Origin of the sequence: Streptomyces sp. BoleA5 (assembly GCF_000373665.1) — a bacterium.
Classification (GTDB): domain Bacteria; phylum Actinomycetota; class Actinomycetes; order Streptomycetales; family Streptomycetaceae; genus Actinacidiphila.
The window spans coordinates 125174-142174 of the sequence record NZ_KB892135.1; the positions used below are offsets into that span (position 1 = coordinate 125174).

18 protein-coding genes are annotated in these 17001 nt (G+C 73.8%); 14 read left to right on the forward strand and 4 right to left on the reverse strand.

Going from position 1 to position 17001, the window contains the following annotated elements; all coding sequences use genetic code 11:
- The first annotated feature begins 204 nt into the window (after positions 1-204).
- From B085_RS0134265 to B085_RS51540, 4 genes are all read left to right on the forward strand, one after another.
- Positions 205-1509, forward strand: coding sequence for an ABC transporter substrate-binding protein (locus B085_RS0134265; RefSeq protein ID WP_026251732.1), 1305 nt, complete (start codon positions 205-207; stop codon positions 1507-1509).
- A gap of 101 nt (positions 1510-1610) precedes the next feature.
- A complete protein-coding gene (locus B085_RS0134270) occupies positions 1611-2576 on the forward strand; it encodes a carbohydrate ABC transporter permease (protein ID WP_018563123.1) in 966 nt (321 codons plus the stop codon).
- Complete coding sequence (locus B085_RS0134275; protein WP_018563124.1) at positions 2573-3514, forward strand: carbohydrate ABC transporter permease; 942 nt, start codon at positions 2573-2575, stop codon at positions 3512-3514. Before B085_RS0134270 ends, B085_RS0134275 begins: the two co-directional genes overlap by 4 nt.
- Before the next feature lie 624 nt (positions 3515-4138).
- Positions 4139-4273 (forward strand): hypothetical protein, encoded by a 135-nt coding sequence (locus B085_RS51540; RefSeq protein WP_018563125.1) that lies wholly within the window; start codon positions 4139-4141, stop codon positions 4271-4273.
- 42 nt (positions 4274-4315) lie between these two features.
- On the opposite strand, the gene rsgA is transcribed toward B085_RS51540, so the two are convergent.
- A complete protein-coding gene (gene rsgA, locus B085_RS0134285) occupies positions 4316-5437 on the reverse strand; it encodes a ribosome small subunit-dependent GTPase A (protein ID WP_018563126.1) in 1122 nt (373 codons plus the stop codon).
- 231 nt (positions 5438-5668) lie between these two features.
- On the reverse strand, positions 5669-6733 hold the full coding sequence (locus B085_RS0134290; protein WP_018563127.1) for a hypothetical protein: 1065 nt from the start codon (positions 6731-6733) through the stop codon (positions 5669-5671).
- A 287-nt stretch (positions 6734-7020) separates the two neighbouring features.
- On the opposite strand from B085_RS0134290, the gene B085_RS0134295 reads away from it, so the two are divergent.
- From B085_RS0134295 to B085_RS0134315, 5 genes are all read left to right on the forward strand, one after another.
- Positions 7021-7350 carry an LPXTG cell wall anchor domain-containing protein gene (locus tag B085_RS0134295; RefSeq protein ID WP_018563128.1) on the forward strand — a complete coding sequence of 110 codons (330 nt, stop codon included), beginning with the start codon at positions 7021-7023 and terminating at the stop codon, positions 7348-7350.
- Positions 7347-7979 (forward strand): class F sortase, encoded by a 633-nt coding sequence (locus B085_RS0134300; protein ID WP_018563129.1) that lies wholly within the window; start codon positions 7347-7349, stop codon positions 7977-7979. Before B085_RS0134295 ends, B085_RS0134300 begins: the two co-directional genes overlap by 4 nt.
- Before the next feature lie 80 nt (positions 7980-8059).
- Entirely contained in the window at positions 8060-8578 is a 519-nt protein-coding gene (locus tag B085_RS0134305; protein ID WP_420706637.1) for an RNA polymerase sigma factor, read from the forward strand.
- Positions 8562-9050: a hypothetical protein gene (locus tag B085_RS44730; RefSeq protein ID WP_063741123.1), complete on the forward strand. Its 489-nt coding sequence runs from the start codon at positions 8562-8564 to the stop codon at positions 9048-9050. Before B085_RS0134305 ends, B085_RS44730 begins: the two co-directional genes overlap by 17 nt.
- An 83-nt stretch (positions 9051-9133) precedes the next feature.
- Positions 9134-9526, forward strand: coding sequence for a VOC family protein (locus B085_RS0134315; RefSeq protein WP_018563131.1), 393 nt, complete (start codon positions 9134-9136; stop codon positions 9524-9526).
- 76 nt (positions 9527-9602) lie between these two features.
- On the opposite strand, the gene B085_RS0134320 is transcribed toward B085_RS0134315, so the two are convergent.
- Positions 9603-10280, reverse strand: coding sequence for a helix-turn-helix transcriptional regulator (locus B085_RS0134320; protein ID WP_018563132.1), 678 nt, complete (start codon positions 10278-10280; stop codon positions 9603-9605).
- 52 nt (positions 10281-10332) lie between these two features.
- Positions 10333-11493: a YihY/virulence factor BrkB family protein gene (locus B085_RS0134325; protein ID WP_026251733.1), complete on the reverse strand. Its 1161-nt coding sequence runs from the start codon at positions 11491-11493 to the stop codon at positions 10333-10335.
- Between the two features lie 18 nt (positions 11494-11511).
- Here B085_RS0134325 and B085_RS0134330 point away from each other — a divergent pair, with 18 nt between their 5' ends.
- From B085_RS0134330 to B085_RS51745, 5 genes are all read left to right on the forward strand, one after another.
- Complete coding sequence (locus tag B085_RS0134330; protein ID WP_026251734.1) at positions 11512-13146, forward strand: acyl-CoA dehydrogenase family protein; 1635 nt, start codon at positions 11512-11514, stop codon at positions 13144-13146.
- Positions 13147-13500: 354 nt separating this feature from the next.
- Positions 13501-14793 carry a helix-turn-helix domain-containing protein gene (locus B085_RS0134335; RefSeq protein ID WP_018563135.1) on the forward strand — a complete coding sequence of 431 codons (1293 nt, stop codon included), beginning with the start codon at positions 13501-13503 and terminating at the stop codon, positions 14791-14793.
- A 246-nt stretch (positions 14794-15039) separates the two neighbouring features.
- The gene (locus B085_RS0134340) at positions 15040-15618 is read left to right on the forward strand and encodes a GNAT family N-acetyltransferase (protein ID WP_026251735.1); all 579 of its coding nucleotides are present in this window, start codon (positions 15040-15042) and stop codon (positions 15616-15618) included.
- Between the two features lie 26 nt (positions 15619-15644).
- Entirely contained in the window at positions 15645-16682 is a 1038-nt protein-coding gene (locus tag B085_RS44735; RefSeq protein WP_018563137.1) for a carbohydrate kinase family protein, read from the forward strand.
- A gap of 93 nt (positions 16683-16775) precedes the next feature.
- On the forward strand, positions 16776-16859 hold the full coding sequence (locus B085_RS51745) for a putative leader peptide (RefSeq protein ID WP_324603893.1): 84 nt from the start codon (positions 16776-16778) through the stop codon (positions 16857-16859).
- The last annotated feature ends 142 nt before the right edge of the window (positions 16860-17001 follow it).

Genomic DNA, 17001 nt, shown 5'->3' on the forward strand with positions numbered 1-17001 from the left:
TTCGCGGAGGGTCACGACACCGGCCGGCGATGCCGTCAGGACGTGGAGACGCACGGGACCCGGAGCCGCCCCACCGGCCTTTATCCATTCGACTCTTGACGAATCACCAGCTGCGGCGGCACTCTCCTGGGCATCGCTTGAGAGCGCTCTCAAGCGCCGTGACCGGGGGTGCTCTCACCCGTCCAGAAGCCATGGGAGGCTTCCATGCCCACTGCCCGAGCCGCCAGAAGCGTCACCTTCCGACTCGGGGTGGTCGCACTCGCCGGGGCACTCCTCGCCGCCTGCGGATCCGGCTCGACCGGCACGTCCGCGGACAAGGACGGCAAGGTCACGATCACCGTCGATCTGTTCGGCACCTTCGGCTACAAGGAAGCCGGCCTGTACGACGAGTACGAGAAGCTCCACCCCGGCGTCACCATCAAGCAGAGCAGCACCGAGAACGAGGCCGACTACTGGAAGGCCCTGCAGACCAGGCTGGCCGGCGGCGGCGGCCTCGCCGACGTCCAGGGCATCGAGGTGGGCCGGATCGCGTCGGTCACCCAGCAGCAGGCAGACAGGTTCGAGGACCTGGGCGCCCTGGGCGCCGCGGACCTCAAGGACGACTTCTCCCCCGCCAAGTGGGCCGCCGCCACCACCGCCGACGGCCGCACTCTGGGACTGGGCACCGACGTCGGCCCCGAGGCCATCTGCTACCGCACCGACCTGTTCGAGCAGGCCGGTCTGCCCACCGACCGGACCGAACTGGCGCAGAAGTGGGCCACGTGGAACGGCTATCTGGAACTCGGCAGGCAGTACAAGGCGAAGGCCGGGGCCAAGAGCGCCTGGCTCGACAGCGTCGGCAGCCTCTACTCCGTCATCGTCGGCCAGGAGAAGGAACGCTACTACGACGCCTCCGGCAAGCTGATCTACGACGGCAACGCCGCGGTCAGGACTGCCTGGGACCTGTCCGTGAAGGCCGCCCGGGACGGGCTGAGCGCCAAGCTCGCCCAGTGGACCCCCGCCTGGAACCAGGCCTTCAGCAGCGGCTCCTTCGCCACCATCGGCTGCCCCGCCTGGATGCTGGGCTACATCAAGGGCCAGGCCGGCGGCGCGGGCAGGGGCACGTGGGACGTCGCCCCGCTCCCGGGCGGCGCCGCGGGCAACTGGGGCGGGTCCTACCTCGCCGTCCCCAAGGGCTCCGCGCACGCCAGGGAGGCCTTCGCGCTGGTCAAGTGGCTGACGGCGGCGGAGCAGCAGGCCAAGCTCTTCAAGAAGCAGGGCAGCTTCCCCTCCAACATCGGGGCGATCGAGTCCGTCAGGGACGTCACCGACCCGTACTTCAGCGACGCGCCCATCGGGCGGATCTTCGGCGCCGCCGCCGAGGCCTCGCCGGTGCAGGTGCTCGGCGTGCACGACGGTGACGTCAACCAGCAGATCACCAACGCGCTCGGTGAGGTCGAGCGCAAGGGCACGGACTCCGCGACGGCGTGGAGCCACGTACGGAAGGGCGTCGAGAACGCCGTCGGCTGACGGCCCCCGACCCGCCGGCGCCGGGCGCGTGGGACCGCTCCCCGGTTCTCCGCGCCCGGCCGCACCGCCCCGGTACTCCCCCTAGCCGAAGGTCCCGCCCCATGACCCTGACCGCCACAGCGCCGGTGCCCCCCGCCCGGCCCCCGGCCGCCCAGGCGCCCGCGGCGCCCCCACGACGACTGCTCGCCCGGCTGTCGCCCTACGCCTACATCGCCCCGTTCTTCGCGCTGTTCGCCGCGTTCGGGCTGTTCCCGCTGCTCTACACCGCGTACGTCTCCCTCTACCGCGTCGAGCTCCAGACCCCCGGCGAGATGGCATGGCGGGGCCTGGACAACTACACCGCGCTCCTGCACGACGACTTCTTCTGGACCGCGCTGCGCAACACCTTCACCATCGGGGTCGTCTCCACCGTGCCGCAGCTGCTCATGGGGCTCGGCCTCGCCCACCTGCTCAACTACAAGCTGCGCGGACGCACCTTCTTCCGCGTCACGATGCTCCTGCCGTACGCCACGTCCGTGGCCGCCGCGACCCTCGTCTTCGCCCAGCTCTTCGGCCGCGACTTCGGCCTGGTCAACTGGGTGCTCGGGCTGGCCGGCATCGGGCCCGTCGACTGGCAGTCCGGGACCGTCGCCTCGCAGATCGCGGTGTCCACGATCGTCACCTGGCGGTGGACCGGCTACAACGCGCTGATCTACCTCGCCGGGATGCAGTCCGTCCCCGGGGAGCTGTACGAGGCCGCCGAACTCGACGGCGCCTCGCGGTGGCGGCAGTTCCTCCACGTCACGCTGCCCGGCCTGCGGCCCACCGTCCTGTTCACGATCGTGGTCTCAACGATCGGGGCCACCCAGCTCTTCGGCGAACCGCTGCTGTTCGAGGGGAGCATCTCGGGCGGCATCTCCCACCAGTACCAGACCCTCGGCCTCTACATGTACGAGCAGGGCTGGGGCTACTTCCACCTCGGCCGCGCCGCCGCCATCGCCTGGGTGACGTTCGTCCTCATCGTCCTGCTCGTGCTGCTCAACACCGCGCTGGCACGGCGACGTTCAGGGAAGGGGACCCGCCGGTGAGCGCGCTCCTCACACGACCGCGGTCCGGCCGCGCCGCCGGGACCGCACGTTCCCTCCCCCGCCTCCGCCCGGCCCGGGCGGGCCGGGCGGGCCGGGCGGGCCGGGCGGGCCGGGCGGGCCGGCAGCACCAGGGCGGCCGCCTCGCCTACGCCGTCCTGGTCCTCGCGGCGGTGATCTCCGCCTTCCCCTTCTACTGGACGATCGTCGCCGCGACCCGTTCCAACGCGGAGCTCGCCGCGAGCCCGCCGGCGCTGCTGCCCGGCGGCAACCTCGCGCACAACTTCCGCCAGGTGCTCGAACAGGCCGACATCGGAAAGGCGCTGCTGAACTCCCTCGTGGTCTCCGGCTCGGTGACGGTCGGCACCGTCCTGTGCTCCACCCTCGCAGGGTTCGCCTTCGCGAAACTCCGCTTCCGGGGCCGCAACGCGCTGCTCGCGCTCACGATCGGCACGATGATGATCCCGCCCCAGCTCGGCGTCATCCCGCTCTTCATGCTCGTCGCCGAGCTGCACTGGGTGAACCAGCTCCAGTCCGTCATCCTCCCGGGGCTGGTCTCGGCGTTCGGGGTCTTCTTCATGCGGCAGTACCTCTCGCAGTCGCTGCCCGACGAGCTGATCGAGGCAGGCCGCGTCGACGGCGCCTCGACGGCTCGGATCTTCTGGAGCATCGTCGTCCCCGTCGCCCGGCCGGGGATGGCGGTACTGGCGATGCTCACGTTCATGGCGTCCTGGAACGACTTCTTCTGGCCGATCATCGCGCTCACGTCGCAGGAGCCCACGGTGCAGGTCGCCTTGCGGCAGTTGGGCGGGGGGTATGTGCACGACCAGTCGGTGATCATGGCGGGCACGCTGCTGGGGACGGTGCCGGTGCTGATGGTGTTCGGGTTGCTGGGGCGGCAGATCGTGGGCGGGATCATGCAGGGGGCGGTGAAGGGGTAGGGGCCGGTGGTCGTGGTTGCGGCCGGTTGCTCGTGTGCGGGTTGTTCGCGCCTGCGGCGGGCGGTTCTCCCGCCCGCCCTCCCTCCCCCAGCCTTCGGCCGGGGGTGCCCCCACCTCCCCCGCCCCCTCCGTATCGTTCGGCGACCAACGCCCGGTGGGGGGTGAAGGGGGCCCACCCCACCCCACCCCTCCCCGCACCACCGGAAGCTGCCTCCAGCGGGAGGCCTCCCGGTCGCACGCCGAGCAAGAGTGCGCGCACCGGTGGCCAGGGGCACCTCCCCCGCAGGGCTTGCCTGCGTCACGGCGAGCGCGAGGGGTGAGGGCGCACCCCCGTCCTTCGGCGAGCGGCCGAACCGGCGCTTGCCCCGGATCCGAACTGGATGGTGTGGGCGTCGAGTAGGGTCGCCGGCGCCGCACGCCCAAGGACAGTGCCCGCTGGGGTACGCCGGGATCGTCGCCGCGGGCCGCCTGCCGCCGAAATGAGCCGCAGATGCGTACAACCCGGGCCGTGCGACTGTGAGTTGGGCCGTCGCGCGTGTGAGACGGTACGGCCACGGGAAGGTCACGTTCGGACATCGAAGGTGAAGGTGCGGTAAAGCGCACCCCGAACGGGCTGGAGGAGCCATGGTCTACTCGATCGTCCTCGGCGTCGTCATCGTCGCGCTCGGCCTCGGCAGCATCGTCTACACCTTCTGGCACGAGGGCAGCCCGCTGACCCTGCGCCGCGGCGGGGGCGAGCGCCACAACGGAGCCGGATGACCGCCGGCCCGGCTCCCTGCCGGGGAGCCGGGCCGGGTCCGGTCAGTACACCTTGCGGTGGCCGCCGCCGCGCTTGCGCTCGTACATCTCGCGCCCCGCGGCGGAGCGCAGTTTCCACTCGCGCCGCATCTCGGCGCGGAGCCGGGCGTCGGTGCGGGAGGCGATCCACGCGTTCTCACGGAGCAGCTTGCGGTAGCTGTCGAGCCGGCGATGGGTCAGGGTGCCGTCGTCCAGTGCGGCGAGCACCGCGCAGCCGGGTTCGGAATCGTGGGAGCAGTCCTGGAAGCGGCACGCGCCGGCCAGTGCCTCGATGTCGGAGAACGTCTGGGTGAGACCGGCGTCGGCGTCGTACAGTCCGACCCCGCGCAGCCCCGGGGTGTCGATGATCACCCCGCCGCCCGGCAGCGGCAGCAGGTCGCGGGTGGTCGTGGTGTGCCGGCCCTTGCCGTCGCTGTCGCGGATGGCCTGCACCTCCTGGACCACACGGCCCAGCAGGGCGTTGGTCAGCGTGGACTTGCCCGCGCCCGACTGCCCGAGCAGCACGGACGTGGTCCCGGCCAGTGCCGTCGCCACCTCCGGCACGCCGTGGCCGGTGGCCGCGCTGACGACCAGGACCTCCACGCCGGGCGCGGCGCTTCGGGCGTCGTCCAGCAGGTGCGCGGGCTCGTCGACGAGGTCGGCCTTGGTGAGGACGACCAGCGGCTGCGCGCCGCTGGTCCACGCCAGCGACACGAAGCGTTCCAGCCGCCCGAGGTCGAGTTCCGCGGCGATCGACACGGCGATGACCGCCACGTCGACGTTGGCCGCGAGGACCTGTCCCTCGGAGCGCTTGGAGGAGGTGGAGCGGACGAAGGTGGTGCGGCGCGGCAGCAGGGCGCGTACCGCGGGGCCGGCGTCCGGCGTCTCGTCGACGGCGGCCCAGTCGCCGGTGCAGGCGACCTTCATGGGGTCGCGGGTGAAGACGTCCTCGGTGTCGGCGCGTACGGTCCTCAGACCGCCCGTGCCGTCGGGGAGGACGACGTCGCACAGCCCGCGGTCGACGCGGACGATGCGGCCGGGTGTGAGTCCCCGCTCCGCGTGGACGGCGAAGTCGGAGTCGAATGCGGAGTCCCAGCCGTAGGCGGTGAGCGCGGTGGACGGCTGCGGGACGGATCCGTTGGTCAACGGAGGAGAGCCCTTCGGGAGGGCGGTCGCACGGGGTTGCGCCGTCGGGTGCTTCGCGACGGGCCGGGTCAGCCGGCGACCGCTGAGGTGAGGTTGATGATCTTCTGGATGCGGGCAGCGCCCATCACGGCGACAGTCATCTCTCCAACACCTCCCGGTTCACTCGCGGTCTGACGGGGACACCCTAGCCGGTGCCCCGGGAGACCCCGCAACCGGTTTTCCGCCGGCGGCTCACGCCGTCTCGGCGTAGCGCTCCCCCGCGTACTCCCGCACCACCGGGACGACGGCCTCCGCCCCGCCGGGCAGCCGGTCGAGGCGCACCAGGGCGAAGGCCTTGTGGCCGTCGACCAGGTAGGAGGGGTTGTCGTGCGGACGGCTGCCGGGCAGCGGCCACACCACCAGCCACGGGCGGGTGTCGCCGGTGGCCGGCGGGCGGCCCACCGTGACGGCGGCGATGTCCTGCCAGGGGAAGAACGACTCCTCGCGGGTCACCTCGCGCATCCCGATCCCGGCGGGTCCGACGCGCAGCCTCAGCGGCCTGCGCCAGCGCCGGTACGACCGCCCCGTCAGACAGCAGCAGCCGATCGCGCCCAGCGGCCCGAAGGCGGTGAAGGGCTCGGGGCCGACGGTTCGGCCGTGGACGAGTTCCCAGAACGAGTAGCCGAGGACGAGGGCGAGCGCCGCCCAGACCAGCGTCCAGGTGCCGGCCCGCCGCCCGTCGACGAACTGCCGCTCCCCGCCTGGCACGCGCAGTTCCGGTCCCGAGACGGTCACCGGGATCGGCGGGCGCACGGCGCGCGGCGCGGTCTCGAAGGCGGCGCCGCCGTGCTCGGCGAGCACGGCGGTCAGTTCGGAGACGCTCTGGTCGAGGTCCTCGCAGTCGACGAGCGTGTAACGCGGCCGGGCGCCGCGGGCGCGGTCTGGCTCGCGGGGGAAGGCGACGCCGGGCGCCGTCCACAGGGTGAGCCGCGGCTTGGGCGGCGTGGTGGTCTCGCTGTCCTCACCGGTGTTCGGGACGTGCCACAGCGAGACCGCGTCGATCTGCTCCCAGGCGAGTTCCGCGTCCTGCAGCGTGATGCCGAACGCGTCGACCCGCAGCCGGAACGGCCGCCGCGCCCTCCGCAGGTCCCTCGCACCGCTCCAGGCCGCGACGCCCGCCAGGAACCCGACCACCAGGGGCGCCGCCGCGCTCCGCGAGGCGACCAGCCACACCACGGCCGCCCCGATCGCGGCCAGGCCCCCGGTCAGCCACCGCCGGCCCCGTCTCCGGAGCGTCCGCTCCACCGTGAACTCCACCGTTGCCCGCCCCCTTTGACATCCCCACCCGGATCTCATGATGCGCACGCCGGGACGTACGGCTGCGGCGGTGAACCGGGTGTTGCCCAACCGTGACGCCCGGCCGGTCGGCGGCTCCGGGCGGTCGCCGCGGCTTCGCCCGCCGTTCACCGGGGGCCCCACGAAAGCGACTTTGCCCGTTCTTTACAACCGGCTGCGGGGCCGCCTCGTCTCTCCGCCCGATCAGTTGCCAGAGCCCGCCCGTGCCCCGCCCCGGGGCACGGGCGGGAGACGAAGGAGATCGACACATGCGCAGGAGTGTTCTCACCGCCGCTGCCCTGGCGTGCACCGCGGTGCTGGCGGGGACGGCGCCCGCGTTCGCCGACGGGCCGAGCACCCGGCCCGCGCCGGCCCGCAGCAGCGCGCCCGCCGAGGCGCCGTCGGCGGAGCCGTCCGCCGCACCGTCCCCCCGCCAGGTCGGCACGGTGCCGGCGGGCGCGCCCGACACCGGCGTGCAGTCCCCGGCCGCCGCGCAGGGTCCCGACGGCTCGGTGGTGACGGCGGCCGCGGGCGGCCTGCTGCTCCTGGCCGGCGGCACGTTCGTGGTGGCGCGACGCAGGCGCACGACCGCCGGATGACCCCGGGCGCGAGGTGGGTCGCGGCCGTCGCGGTCCTGGCGGTCCTGCCCTGGGCCGGCGGATGCGCGGGCGGGTCCGGTGACGGTCCCGTCGCCGCGCCGCCCGTCGTCTCCGCGCCGCCCTTGGCCGCCCGGACGCATCCGTCCCCGCCGCCTCCGCTCGCCCGCTCGGTGCCGGTGCGGCTGCGGATCCCGGCGATCGGGGTCGACACCCCGGTCATGGAGCTGGGACTGGCCCCGGACGGCACGGTGGAGGTCCCGCCGGTGGCGCGCCACTCGCCCGCCGGCTGGTACCGCCACTCCCCCACGCCGGGGCAGCTCGGCCCGTCGGTGCTGCTGGCCCACGTCACCGTCGGCCGCTTCGGCGACGGGGTCTTCCGGGACCTGGCACGGCTGCGCCCGGGCGACCGGGTCGTGGCCGGGCTGCGGGACGGCGCGTCCGCGCGGTTCACCGTGGACCGGGTGCAGACGGTGGCCAAGGCGCGGTTCCCGACCGAGGAGGTCTACGGCGACGTGGACCGCCCCGAGCTGCGTCTGATCACCTGCGGCGGCCCCCGCACCGCCGACGGGAGCGGATACCGCGACAACGTCGTGGTGTACGCCTCCCTGGCCCCGGCGGGCCGCGACTAGCCGCCGGGCGGCCGGGCCGGTGGGCTGCACGCCCCCGTCCGGCCGCCCGCCGGCACGCCTGCGGCAAGATGAACGACGGAATGTGGAGAGTGTTGAAACGGTCTTCCCGGGACGAAGCGGCGTCCGAACTGTTCGCCGCCCTGTACCCGCGCCTGGCCGGCTGGTGCCGGCGGCTGGTCGACGACGACGAGACGGCCCACGAGATCGCCTCGGAGGCCTTCACCCGGTTGTGGGCCCGCTGGACGAGCGTGGACGAACCGCGCGGCTTCCTCTACGTCACCGCCGCCAACATCGTGCGCGACCACTGGCGGAAGGTGGAGCGCGAACGCCGGGCCATGCGTCGTGCCACCGCGGAGGTCCTCGTCGACGGGCAGGGCGGGGGGCGCGACGGGCAGACCGACCCCTCGGTGCGGATGCTCGTCCAGTCGCTGCCCGAGCGGCTGCGGGTGCCCATCCTGCTCCACTACTACGCCGATATGCCGGTCCGGGAGGTGGCGGCCGCGACGGGACGGAAGGAAGGAACCGTGAAGGCCGACCTCCACGCGGCCAGGGAAATGCTGCGAGCCGGACTCAGGAGAAGCCTTGATCACACCCATTGACGGTCCGGACGAGGAACGCGACCCCGAGCTGAGCGCCCTGCTCGGTCCCGGCACGGTGCTCCTCGGGCCGCCGCCCGGCCGCTTCCGCGAGGTCCGCCGCGCGGCGGCGCGGCGCAGGCTGCTGCGGACCGCCGCGGGAGCGGGGGTGTCCCTGGCGGTGGCGGCGGCGGTCGCCGTACCCCTGCATCTGCTGTCCTCCCCGGGGCGGGACCCCGCTGTCGGACCGAACGTGCCCGCGGTGTCCGTCCCCCCGGCGGCCGACCCGCCGCCTTCGCCGCCCCCGACGACGTCCCCCGTCCCGGAGCCGTCCGAGAGCCACGGCCCGGACCGCCGCACCGGCTCCCCCGACCCGCGCCGCACCGGCTCCACCGACCCGGGACGCGCCGCCTCCACCGCCCGCCAGTCCCGGTCCGTCTCGGCCACCCCGCTCGGCGACCCCGCGGAGGACGCCCCGGCCGTCTCCCGACGCTGACCGGCGCTGAGCCGCGCCGACCGGCACAGTGCGTGTCCGATTCGTTCAAGACGGGCCGGGCGGGGCGCGCCTACGGTTGCGGCATGACTCTTCGTTTCGATGTCGTCGAGATCGTCGTGGCCGACATGGCCGCCTCACTGGCCTTCTACCGCAGGCTGGGGCTGGAGATCCCCGCCGGGGCGGAGGCGGAGCCGCACGTGGAGGCGGCGCTGCCCGGGGGACTGCGGATGGCGTGGGACACGGTGGAGATCGTCCGCTCCTTCGACCCCTCGTGGGAGCCGCCGCAGGGCGGTCACCGGATGGCGCTGGCCTTCGCCTGTGACGCGCCGGAGGAGGTGGACGAGACGTTCGCCGAGCTGACCGGGGCCGGGTACGTGGGGCATCTGAAGCCCTTCGACGCGCCCTGGGGGATGCGGTACGCCGTGGTCCTGGACCCGGACGGGAACCCGGTCGACCTCTTCGCGAGGTTCTCCTAGCGGATACCTGCGAGTGGGTGGGTGCGGGTTCGTCTCGCGCCCGAAGGGCGCGAACCGCCGGCGCGGCGCCCGCCGCCTAGAGCAGTTCGCCGAGCGGGACGCCGGCGAGGGCGCGGACGTCGCGGGCCAGATGGGCCTGGTCCGCGTAGCCCGCGCGGACGGCGACCTCCGCGAAGGCGTGGCCGTTCCGTGCCAGCTCCAGGGCGCGCTGGAGGCGCAGGATGCGGGCCAGGGTCTTGGGGCCGTAGCCGAAGGCGTCCAGGCAGCGGCGGTGGAGCTGGCGTTCGCTGAGCCCGGTGTCCTCCGCGACCGTGCCGACGCGGGCGCCGGCCGCCAGGCTCGCGGCGATCCCCGGGCCCCACGGGGGCGCCGCGTGCCGGACGTCGCGCGCGAGCACCAGGGACTCCAGGGCGGCGGCGGGGTCGGCGGCCGCGGTCACACGCTCGGTGAGCCGGCGTGCCTCGGCGCCGGGCCACAGTGCGTCCAGCGGCACGCGGCGGTCGCGCAGTTCGTGCGCCGGCACTCCGAACAAGGCCGGCCCGACGCCGGGGGCGAAGCGCAGCCCCGCGTAGCGCGTGCCGGGCGGGCTGCCGGAGAGATGGGCGGTGGTGTCGGGCCCCGCCGCGAAGAGCCCGGTGTCCTCGCCCCAGATCAGGTCGATGCAGCCGTCGGGCAGCACGCGGGCCGCCCCGGCACCCGCTGTCTTCGTCCACAGCACGGCACCCGGCACCGTCGAGGTCCGTTCCCGGTACACCGTCCCAGCATGACACCGGCCACCCGGCCACCGGCACCGCGCCGGGTCCGTGTCAGCCGCGCGGCTGCCTGCCGCCGTCCTTGCCCGGGGGGCGGCGGCCGCGCAGCCGGGACCGTACGTCCTCCGGCGGAAGGAAGCCCGCCCAGCGCTCGGGGAATTCGGCGGGCGGGTCCTCCGGGCCGACCTCGTCGTCCGGACCGGACTCGAACGCGGCGCGGCGGGCGGCGGCCTCGGCGACGAGGTCGGCGGCGGCGCGTTCCCTGGCCCGGGCGTTCTCCTCGCGGGCGGCCGCGGTCTCGATCGACGGCCACACCCGGTCGATGGCCGCGTTCACGGCCGCTCCGACGAGCACCGCGAAGGCCGACACGAAGATCCACAGCAGCACGGCCACGGGCGCGGCCAGCGAGCCGTAGATGGTCGGGCCCTCGACGGTCTGGGTGAGGTAGATGCGCAGCACGAAGCTGCCCAGGACCCACATCAGCAGGGCGACGGCCGCCCCCGGCATGTCCTCGTACCAGGGCGATCTCACCGGCACGGAGACGTGGTAGAGCGTGGTGAGGAACGCGATCGACAGCACGAGGACGACCGGCCAGTACAGTATCCGGATCACGGCCTCGCTCCATGGCAGGAGCGACACCACCGCGTCCGGTCCGACGACCATCAGCGGCATGACGACCGCGCCGATGACCAGGGCGACGATGTAGAGGAGCAGGGCCAGCAGCCGCGTCTTGACGATGCCGCGCCTGCCCTCCAGCCCGTACATGATCGTGATCGTGTCGACGAAGACGTTGAGGGCGCGCGATCCGGACCACAGGGCGATGACGAAGCCGATGGAGATCACGTCGGGCCGGCCGCCGCCGAAGACGTCGTCGACCAGGGGCCGCATCAGCTGGTCGACGCCCTTGTCGGACAGTACGGTCGCCGCGGCGTCGAGGATGTTGCGGCGGATGTTGCCGATCGTGTCGGTGCCGATGATCCCGTCGACGTAGCCGATGGCGCCGACGAGGCTCAGCAGCAGCGGCGGAAGCGACAGCAGCACGAAGAAGGCGGCCTCGGCGGCGAGTCCGGTGACGCGGTACTCCATGCAGGAGTCGACCGTGTCCTTGAGCAGCAGCCAGCCCACCTTGCGTTTGGACACGTTCCGGTAGAGGGCCCGCGCCCGGTGGAGACGGCCTCGCCTGGGCCGCTCGGGTGTTTCGTCTGCTGCCTGCACGCGCCTACCGTAACCGTCATGAGTCCCCCCACACACACCGTGACCAACCAGCCTCCGCCCCTGGTCGGGTATGACGTGTACGCCGCCGACACCGCCCTGGTGGAGGGGGTGGCGCGGCACGTCGCACCCGAACTCCGGGAGGAGGTCGACCGGGAGCTCGGCGAGCTCGGCCGGGTCGCCGGTTCGGCGCAGGCGCGGGGGTGGGCGGAGGCCGCCGACACAAATCCGCCGGTGCTGCGCACCCACGACCGGTACGGGCACCGGATCGACGAGGTCGAGTTCCACCCGGCCTGGCACCGGCTGCTGGGGCGGGCGGTCTCGTCCGGTCTGACCGACGCGTGGTCGCGCCCCGGCGGCCACCTGCGGCGCGCTGCGGGTTTCCTGGTGTGGTCGCAGGCGGAGGCCGGGCACGGCTGCCCGGTGTCGATGACGCACGCGGCGGTGCCGGCGCTACGGGCGGACCCGGCGCTGGCCGGGGAGTGGGAGCCCCGGCTGGGGTCGCGGGTGTACGACCCGCGGCTGGTGGCTCCGGGGGAGAAGCCCGGGGCGCTGTTCGGGATGGGGATGACCGAGAAGCAGGGCGGGTCGGACGTGCGGGCCACCACCACGCGCGCGGAGCCGCTGGCGGAGGAGGGCACGTACCTGCTCACCGGCCACAAGTGGTTCTGCTCGGCGCCGATGTCGGACGCCTTCCTGGTGCTGGCGCAGGCGCCCGGCGGGCTGACCTGCTTCCTGCTGCCGCGGGTGCTGCCGGACGGCTCGCGCAACGTCTTCCTGATCCAGCGCCTCAAGGACAAGCTGGGCAACCGCTCCAACGCCTCGGCGGAGGTGGAGTTCGACGGGACGTGGGCGCGCCGGGTCGGCGAGGAGGGGCGCGGGATCGCGACCATCATCGAGATGGTGTCGGCCACCCGGCTGGACTGCGCGACCGGTTCGGCGGCGCTGATGCGGCAGGCGGTGGCGCAGGCGGTGCACCACGCGGGGCACCGCGGCGCGTTCGGCGGGCCGCTGGTGGACAAGCCGCTGATGCGGAACGTCCTGGCGGACCTGGCGCTGGAGTCGGAGGCGGCGACCACGACCGTGCTGCGGCTGGCGGCGGCGTACGACGCGGACGACGAGCACGAGCGGCACTTCCGTCGGCTGGCGGTGGCGGTCTCCAAGTACTGGGTCACCAAGCGCTGCGCGCCGCTGGTGGCCGAGGCGCTGGAGTGCCTGGGCGGCAACGGCTACGTGGAGGAGTCGGGGCTGCCGCGGCTGTTCCGGGAGTCGCCGCTGAACTCGGTGTGGGAGGGCTCGGGCAACGTGCAGGCCCTGGACGTGCTGCGGGTGCTGCAGCGGGAGCCGCGGGCGCTGAACGCCTTCCTGGGCGAGATCGGCCGGGCGCGCGGCGCGGACCACCGGCTGGACGAGGCGATCACGTCGCTGCTGACGGAGCTGGCCGATCTGGAGGGCGTCGAGGCGCGGGCGCGCCGGGTGGTGGAGCGGATGGCGCTGGTGCTGCAGGGTTCGTTGCTGGTGCGGTTCGCCCCGGTGGAGGTCTCGGACGCCTTCTGCGCCTCGCGGCTGGGCGGGGACTGGGGTGCGACCTTCGGCACGCTGCCGCGCGGCCTGGACCTGGCGGCGATCGTGGAGCGGGCACAGCCGCGGGAGTGAGGGGCGGGTGCGGCGGCGGTACGCCCGCGGTCCCGGCGGAAGGACCGGGACCCTCGGGGAAACGTTCCGCCGCCGCGCCGCGGAGGGTGGTGCCGCGCCGACTCGGCACCACCCCCGGTCTCGCCTCACCGTCGCACGGATTCAGGGTTCCGTACGAGTAGCGTGATGCGCCGTCACTGTCCGTCGAGTGCGCGCATATTCGCAACCGTTGCAGACAGTTGCAAGGTATTGGCCGGATATCCCACCGGAGGGACCGCCCCGACGGCACCATATGCACATGGTGTGGCAGCGGAGAACCGGCGCGGCCACTGCCGGGGCGCGCAAAGCGCTGCGCACACGGACGCGGGGAGCACCATGAGCCAGGTTCCGATCGACGCACGGTCGTTGTCGGTCCAGTCCGTCCAGGAACCGCGTCGTTCCGCACGGCTGCTGGCCGGGATGCGGGACGCCGCGCTGGGCGGCGGATCGGGCGGCGCCGAGGCCAGACCGGTCATCCAGGACTCCTGGCGGCGCGCCCTGGACCTCGGTGTCGACCCCGACAACGGCAGTCACGCCGGCATGCTGACCGCCGACGAGATCGAGGTGCGCAGGCGCCGTACCCCGCTGGGCGACGTCATGCCCGCGCTGCGCGACGGGCTGGTCTCGGTCGCCGACGAGGCCCGGCACATCATGGTGGTCACCGACGCCGAGGGGCGGGTGCTGTGGCGGGACGGCAGCCTGGCCGTCCGCAGGAGCGCGGACCGGCTCGGCTTCTCGGAGGGCGCCTCGTGGTCGGAGGAGGCCGTCGGCACCAACGCGATCGGCACCGCCCTGGTCACCGGGCGGCCGGTGCAGGTGCACTCCTCCGAGCACTTCGTACGGGTGCACCACCAGTGGACCTGCGCCGCGGCACCGCTGATGGACCCGCGCGACGGGCGGCTGCTCGGCGCGGTGGACGTCAGCGGGCCCGCGGCCGGCATGCACCCCGCGGTGCTGTCGCTGGTGACCGCGGTGACCAAGGTCGCCGAGGCCGAACTGCGCAGCCTGCACTGGGCGGCCGTGGACCGGCTGCGCTCGGTCTCCGCCCCGCTGCTCGCCCGGATGCCGGGGCGGGCGGCGGTCGTCGATCCCAACGGCTGGACGGCCGCCGTGACCGGGATGCCGCCGGTGGAACGGATCACGCTGCCCGCCGCGCCGATCGCCGGCCGCACCTGGGTGCCCGCGCTGGGCACCTGCACCCTGGAACCGCTGCCGGGGGGGTGGCTGGTGCGGGTCGTCCCGCCGGAGGAGGTGGCGCCCGGGGCCGGGCACGTCGTGCTGGACCTCGGCCGGCCCCGTACGTGGACGGTGAGCGTCTCCGGTGCGACCGGCGGCTGGTCGCAGGAGCTCAGCCCGCGCCATGCCGAACTGCTCTTCGTGCTGGCCCTGCACCGGGACGGCCGCAGCGCCGCGGAACTGGCCGGCGACCTGTTCGGCGACCCCTCCCGCACCGTGACGGTGCGCGCCGAGATGTCCCGCCTGCGCCGCACCCTGGCCGGGGTGCTCGACCACCGCCCCTACCGCTTCGCCGACGGCGTCGAGGTCGCGGTGGTGCGCCCCGACCACCCCGCGGACCTGCTGCCGCACTCGACGGCGCCGGCGGTGCGCGCGGCGCGGTTCGGGAAGTGAGGGGACGGGCCCGACGGGCCGCGGCAGCGAGCCGGGGACCCGCCGGGCCCGCGAGGTCGTGTCGTCAAAGTAGCTCCGGCCGCCCGGAGGCGGGCCCCGCGCCGTCTGGTGCGGTGCATCGCAAGGCGGAGAATCGTCCTCGTAGTGGGCTACTCGGGCGATTCGACAACGCAGCGAGGTGCCGTGCCAGGCGGCGCGGGGCAGGAGGGACTTTGACGACAGGGCCGAGGCCGCAGAATGTGGCGCATGAGCACTAGCGTCACGGTGACCACGTGGTCCCTGGAGCAGACCTCCCACGCCGATCTGCGGCCCTCCCTGGAGCCGGACCCCGCGACGTCGGGCGTCCGCATCGTGCGGGCCGAGGTACCGTCCCCGGAGTTCAGCCGATTCCTCTACACGTCGGTGGGCGCGGACTGCGCCTGGACGGACCGCCTGCCGTGGTCGTACGAGCAGTGGCGGGCCTTCCTGGAGCGCCCGGGCGTGGAGACCTGGGTGGCGTACGACCGGGACACCCCGGCCGGCTACATCGAACTGGACCCGCAGGACGACGGCCAGGTCGAGATCGCGTACTTCGGGCTGCTGCCCGCCTTCCGGGGCCGGCGGATCGGCGGGCACCTGCTCTCCGTGGGCATCGCCCGCGCCTGGGACCTGGCGGAGCGCCTGCCGGACCGCGCCCCGACGAAGCGGGTGTGGGTGCACACCTGCAGCCTGGACGGGCCGCACGCACTGGCCAATTACGAGAAGCGCGGCTTCCGCATCTTCCGCACCGAGACGGGGGAAGAGGAGAAGAGGCCCGTGACCGGGCCCTGGCCGGGAGCCCGGTAGGGACCGGCCGGAGGGAAGGGGCGGGTATGGACGTGGTCGGGGTCGGGGCGCTCAACCTGGACCTCATCACAGGGGCGTCCGCCCTGAACGGCAGCCCCGTGCTGGCCCGGCTGGGCGCGCACATGCGGCTGCGGCGGCCGCCGGAGAGCGGCGGCGAGCGCATGGTCGACGAACCGTCCGTCCGCGCCGGCCTGGAGTGGCTGCGCGACGAGGGGGTGCCGCTGACGCCGGAGCCGGGTGGCTCGGCCTTCAACACCCTCCACGCGCTGGGGCGCCTGGGCCGGGGGCTGCGGCTCGGCTACGTGGGGGTCGCCGGCCGGGACCCGTTGGGCGCGGCCGGCCCGCTCGCCGTCCTCGACGGGCTCGGCATCGACCGGCGGCTGGTGGCCACGGACCCGGACCGGCTGTGCGGGATCTGCCTGTCCGTGCACGACGGAGGGGAACGCACGCTGCTGACCCACACCGGTGCGAACACGCGGATCGCCGCCCATGTGCGGGAGCGCTTCCCTGAGATCGCGGACTACCTGGCGGCGGCCCGGGCGGTCCACGTCACCTCGTTCCTGGATCCGGACGGCGGGGCGGCTCTGCACCGGCTGCTGGCGGCGGTGCGGCGGCGTTCGCCGAGGACGCTGATCAGCTTCGACCCCGGGCACGCCTGGTCGGCGGAGCCGACCGCCGATGTGCTGGCCATGGCGGCGATGAGCGACTACCTGCTGGTCAACGGGCGGGAGTTCGAGCGACTCGGCCATGTGCGGAAGGGGCGGGAGGGCGTGTCCGTGGTGAAGTACCCGGACCGAATCGAGGTGCACCGCCCCGGCACCGTGGAGCGCTACGCCCACCGTCCGCTGCCCGACGGGGAGGTCGAGGACGCCACCGGGGCGGGCGACGTCTTCGCGGCGGGTCTGCTGGCGGCGCTGGTCGCGGACCGCGCGCTGCTCGGCGCGGGGGTACGGCTGGGTTCGGCGCTGGCGGGCCACAAGCTGCGGCACGTGGGGACCCGTGGGCACGGTGGATTCCGGGCCATCGCGGCAGATTTCCTGCGCCCGGCGAGCCCTGCCAGGTGACGGACATAGCAGACGTCTCGCCATGCGGGATGCGGATGTCCATCATATGGATAACGGTGGACTGGCCCGAGATTCGCGTGACACGCTTTCGACATGTCTCGCACTGGAATCGCCTTGGTAGGTCGGCTGCACGTCGATCTCGGACGCATGTCCAGCGCCATCTGTCAGGCGCGCTGAGCACTCGCCGCCGTCCCGTCCAGGACTGATCCGGCCGTCCCCGGTCTCGCGGGCGCGATGAAGCGCCCACGCCATGCGCTGCTCGCGGTGTTCCGGCGTATCCGCAGGCCATGGGGACTCTTTGCGCTACGACCGACTCTTT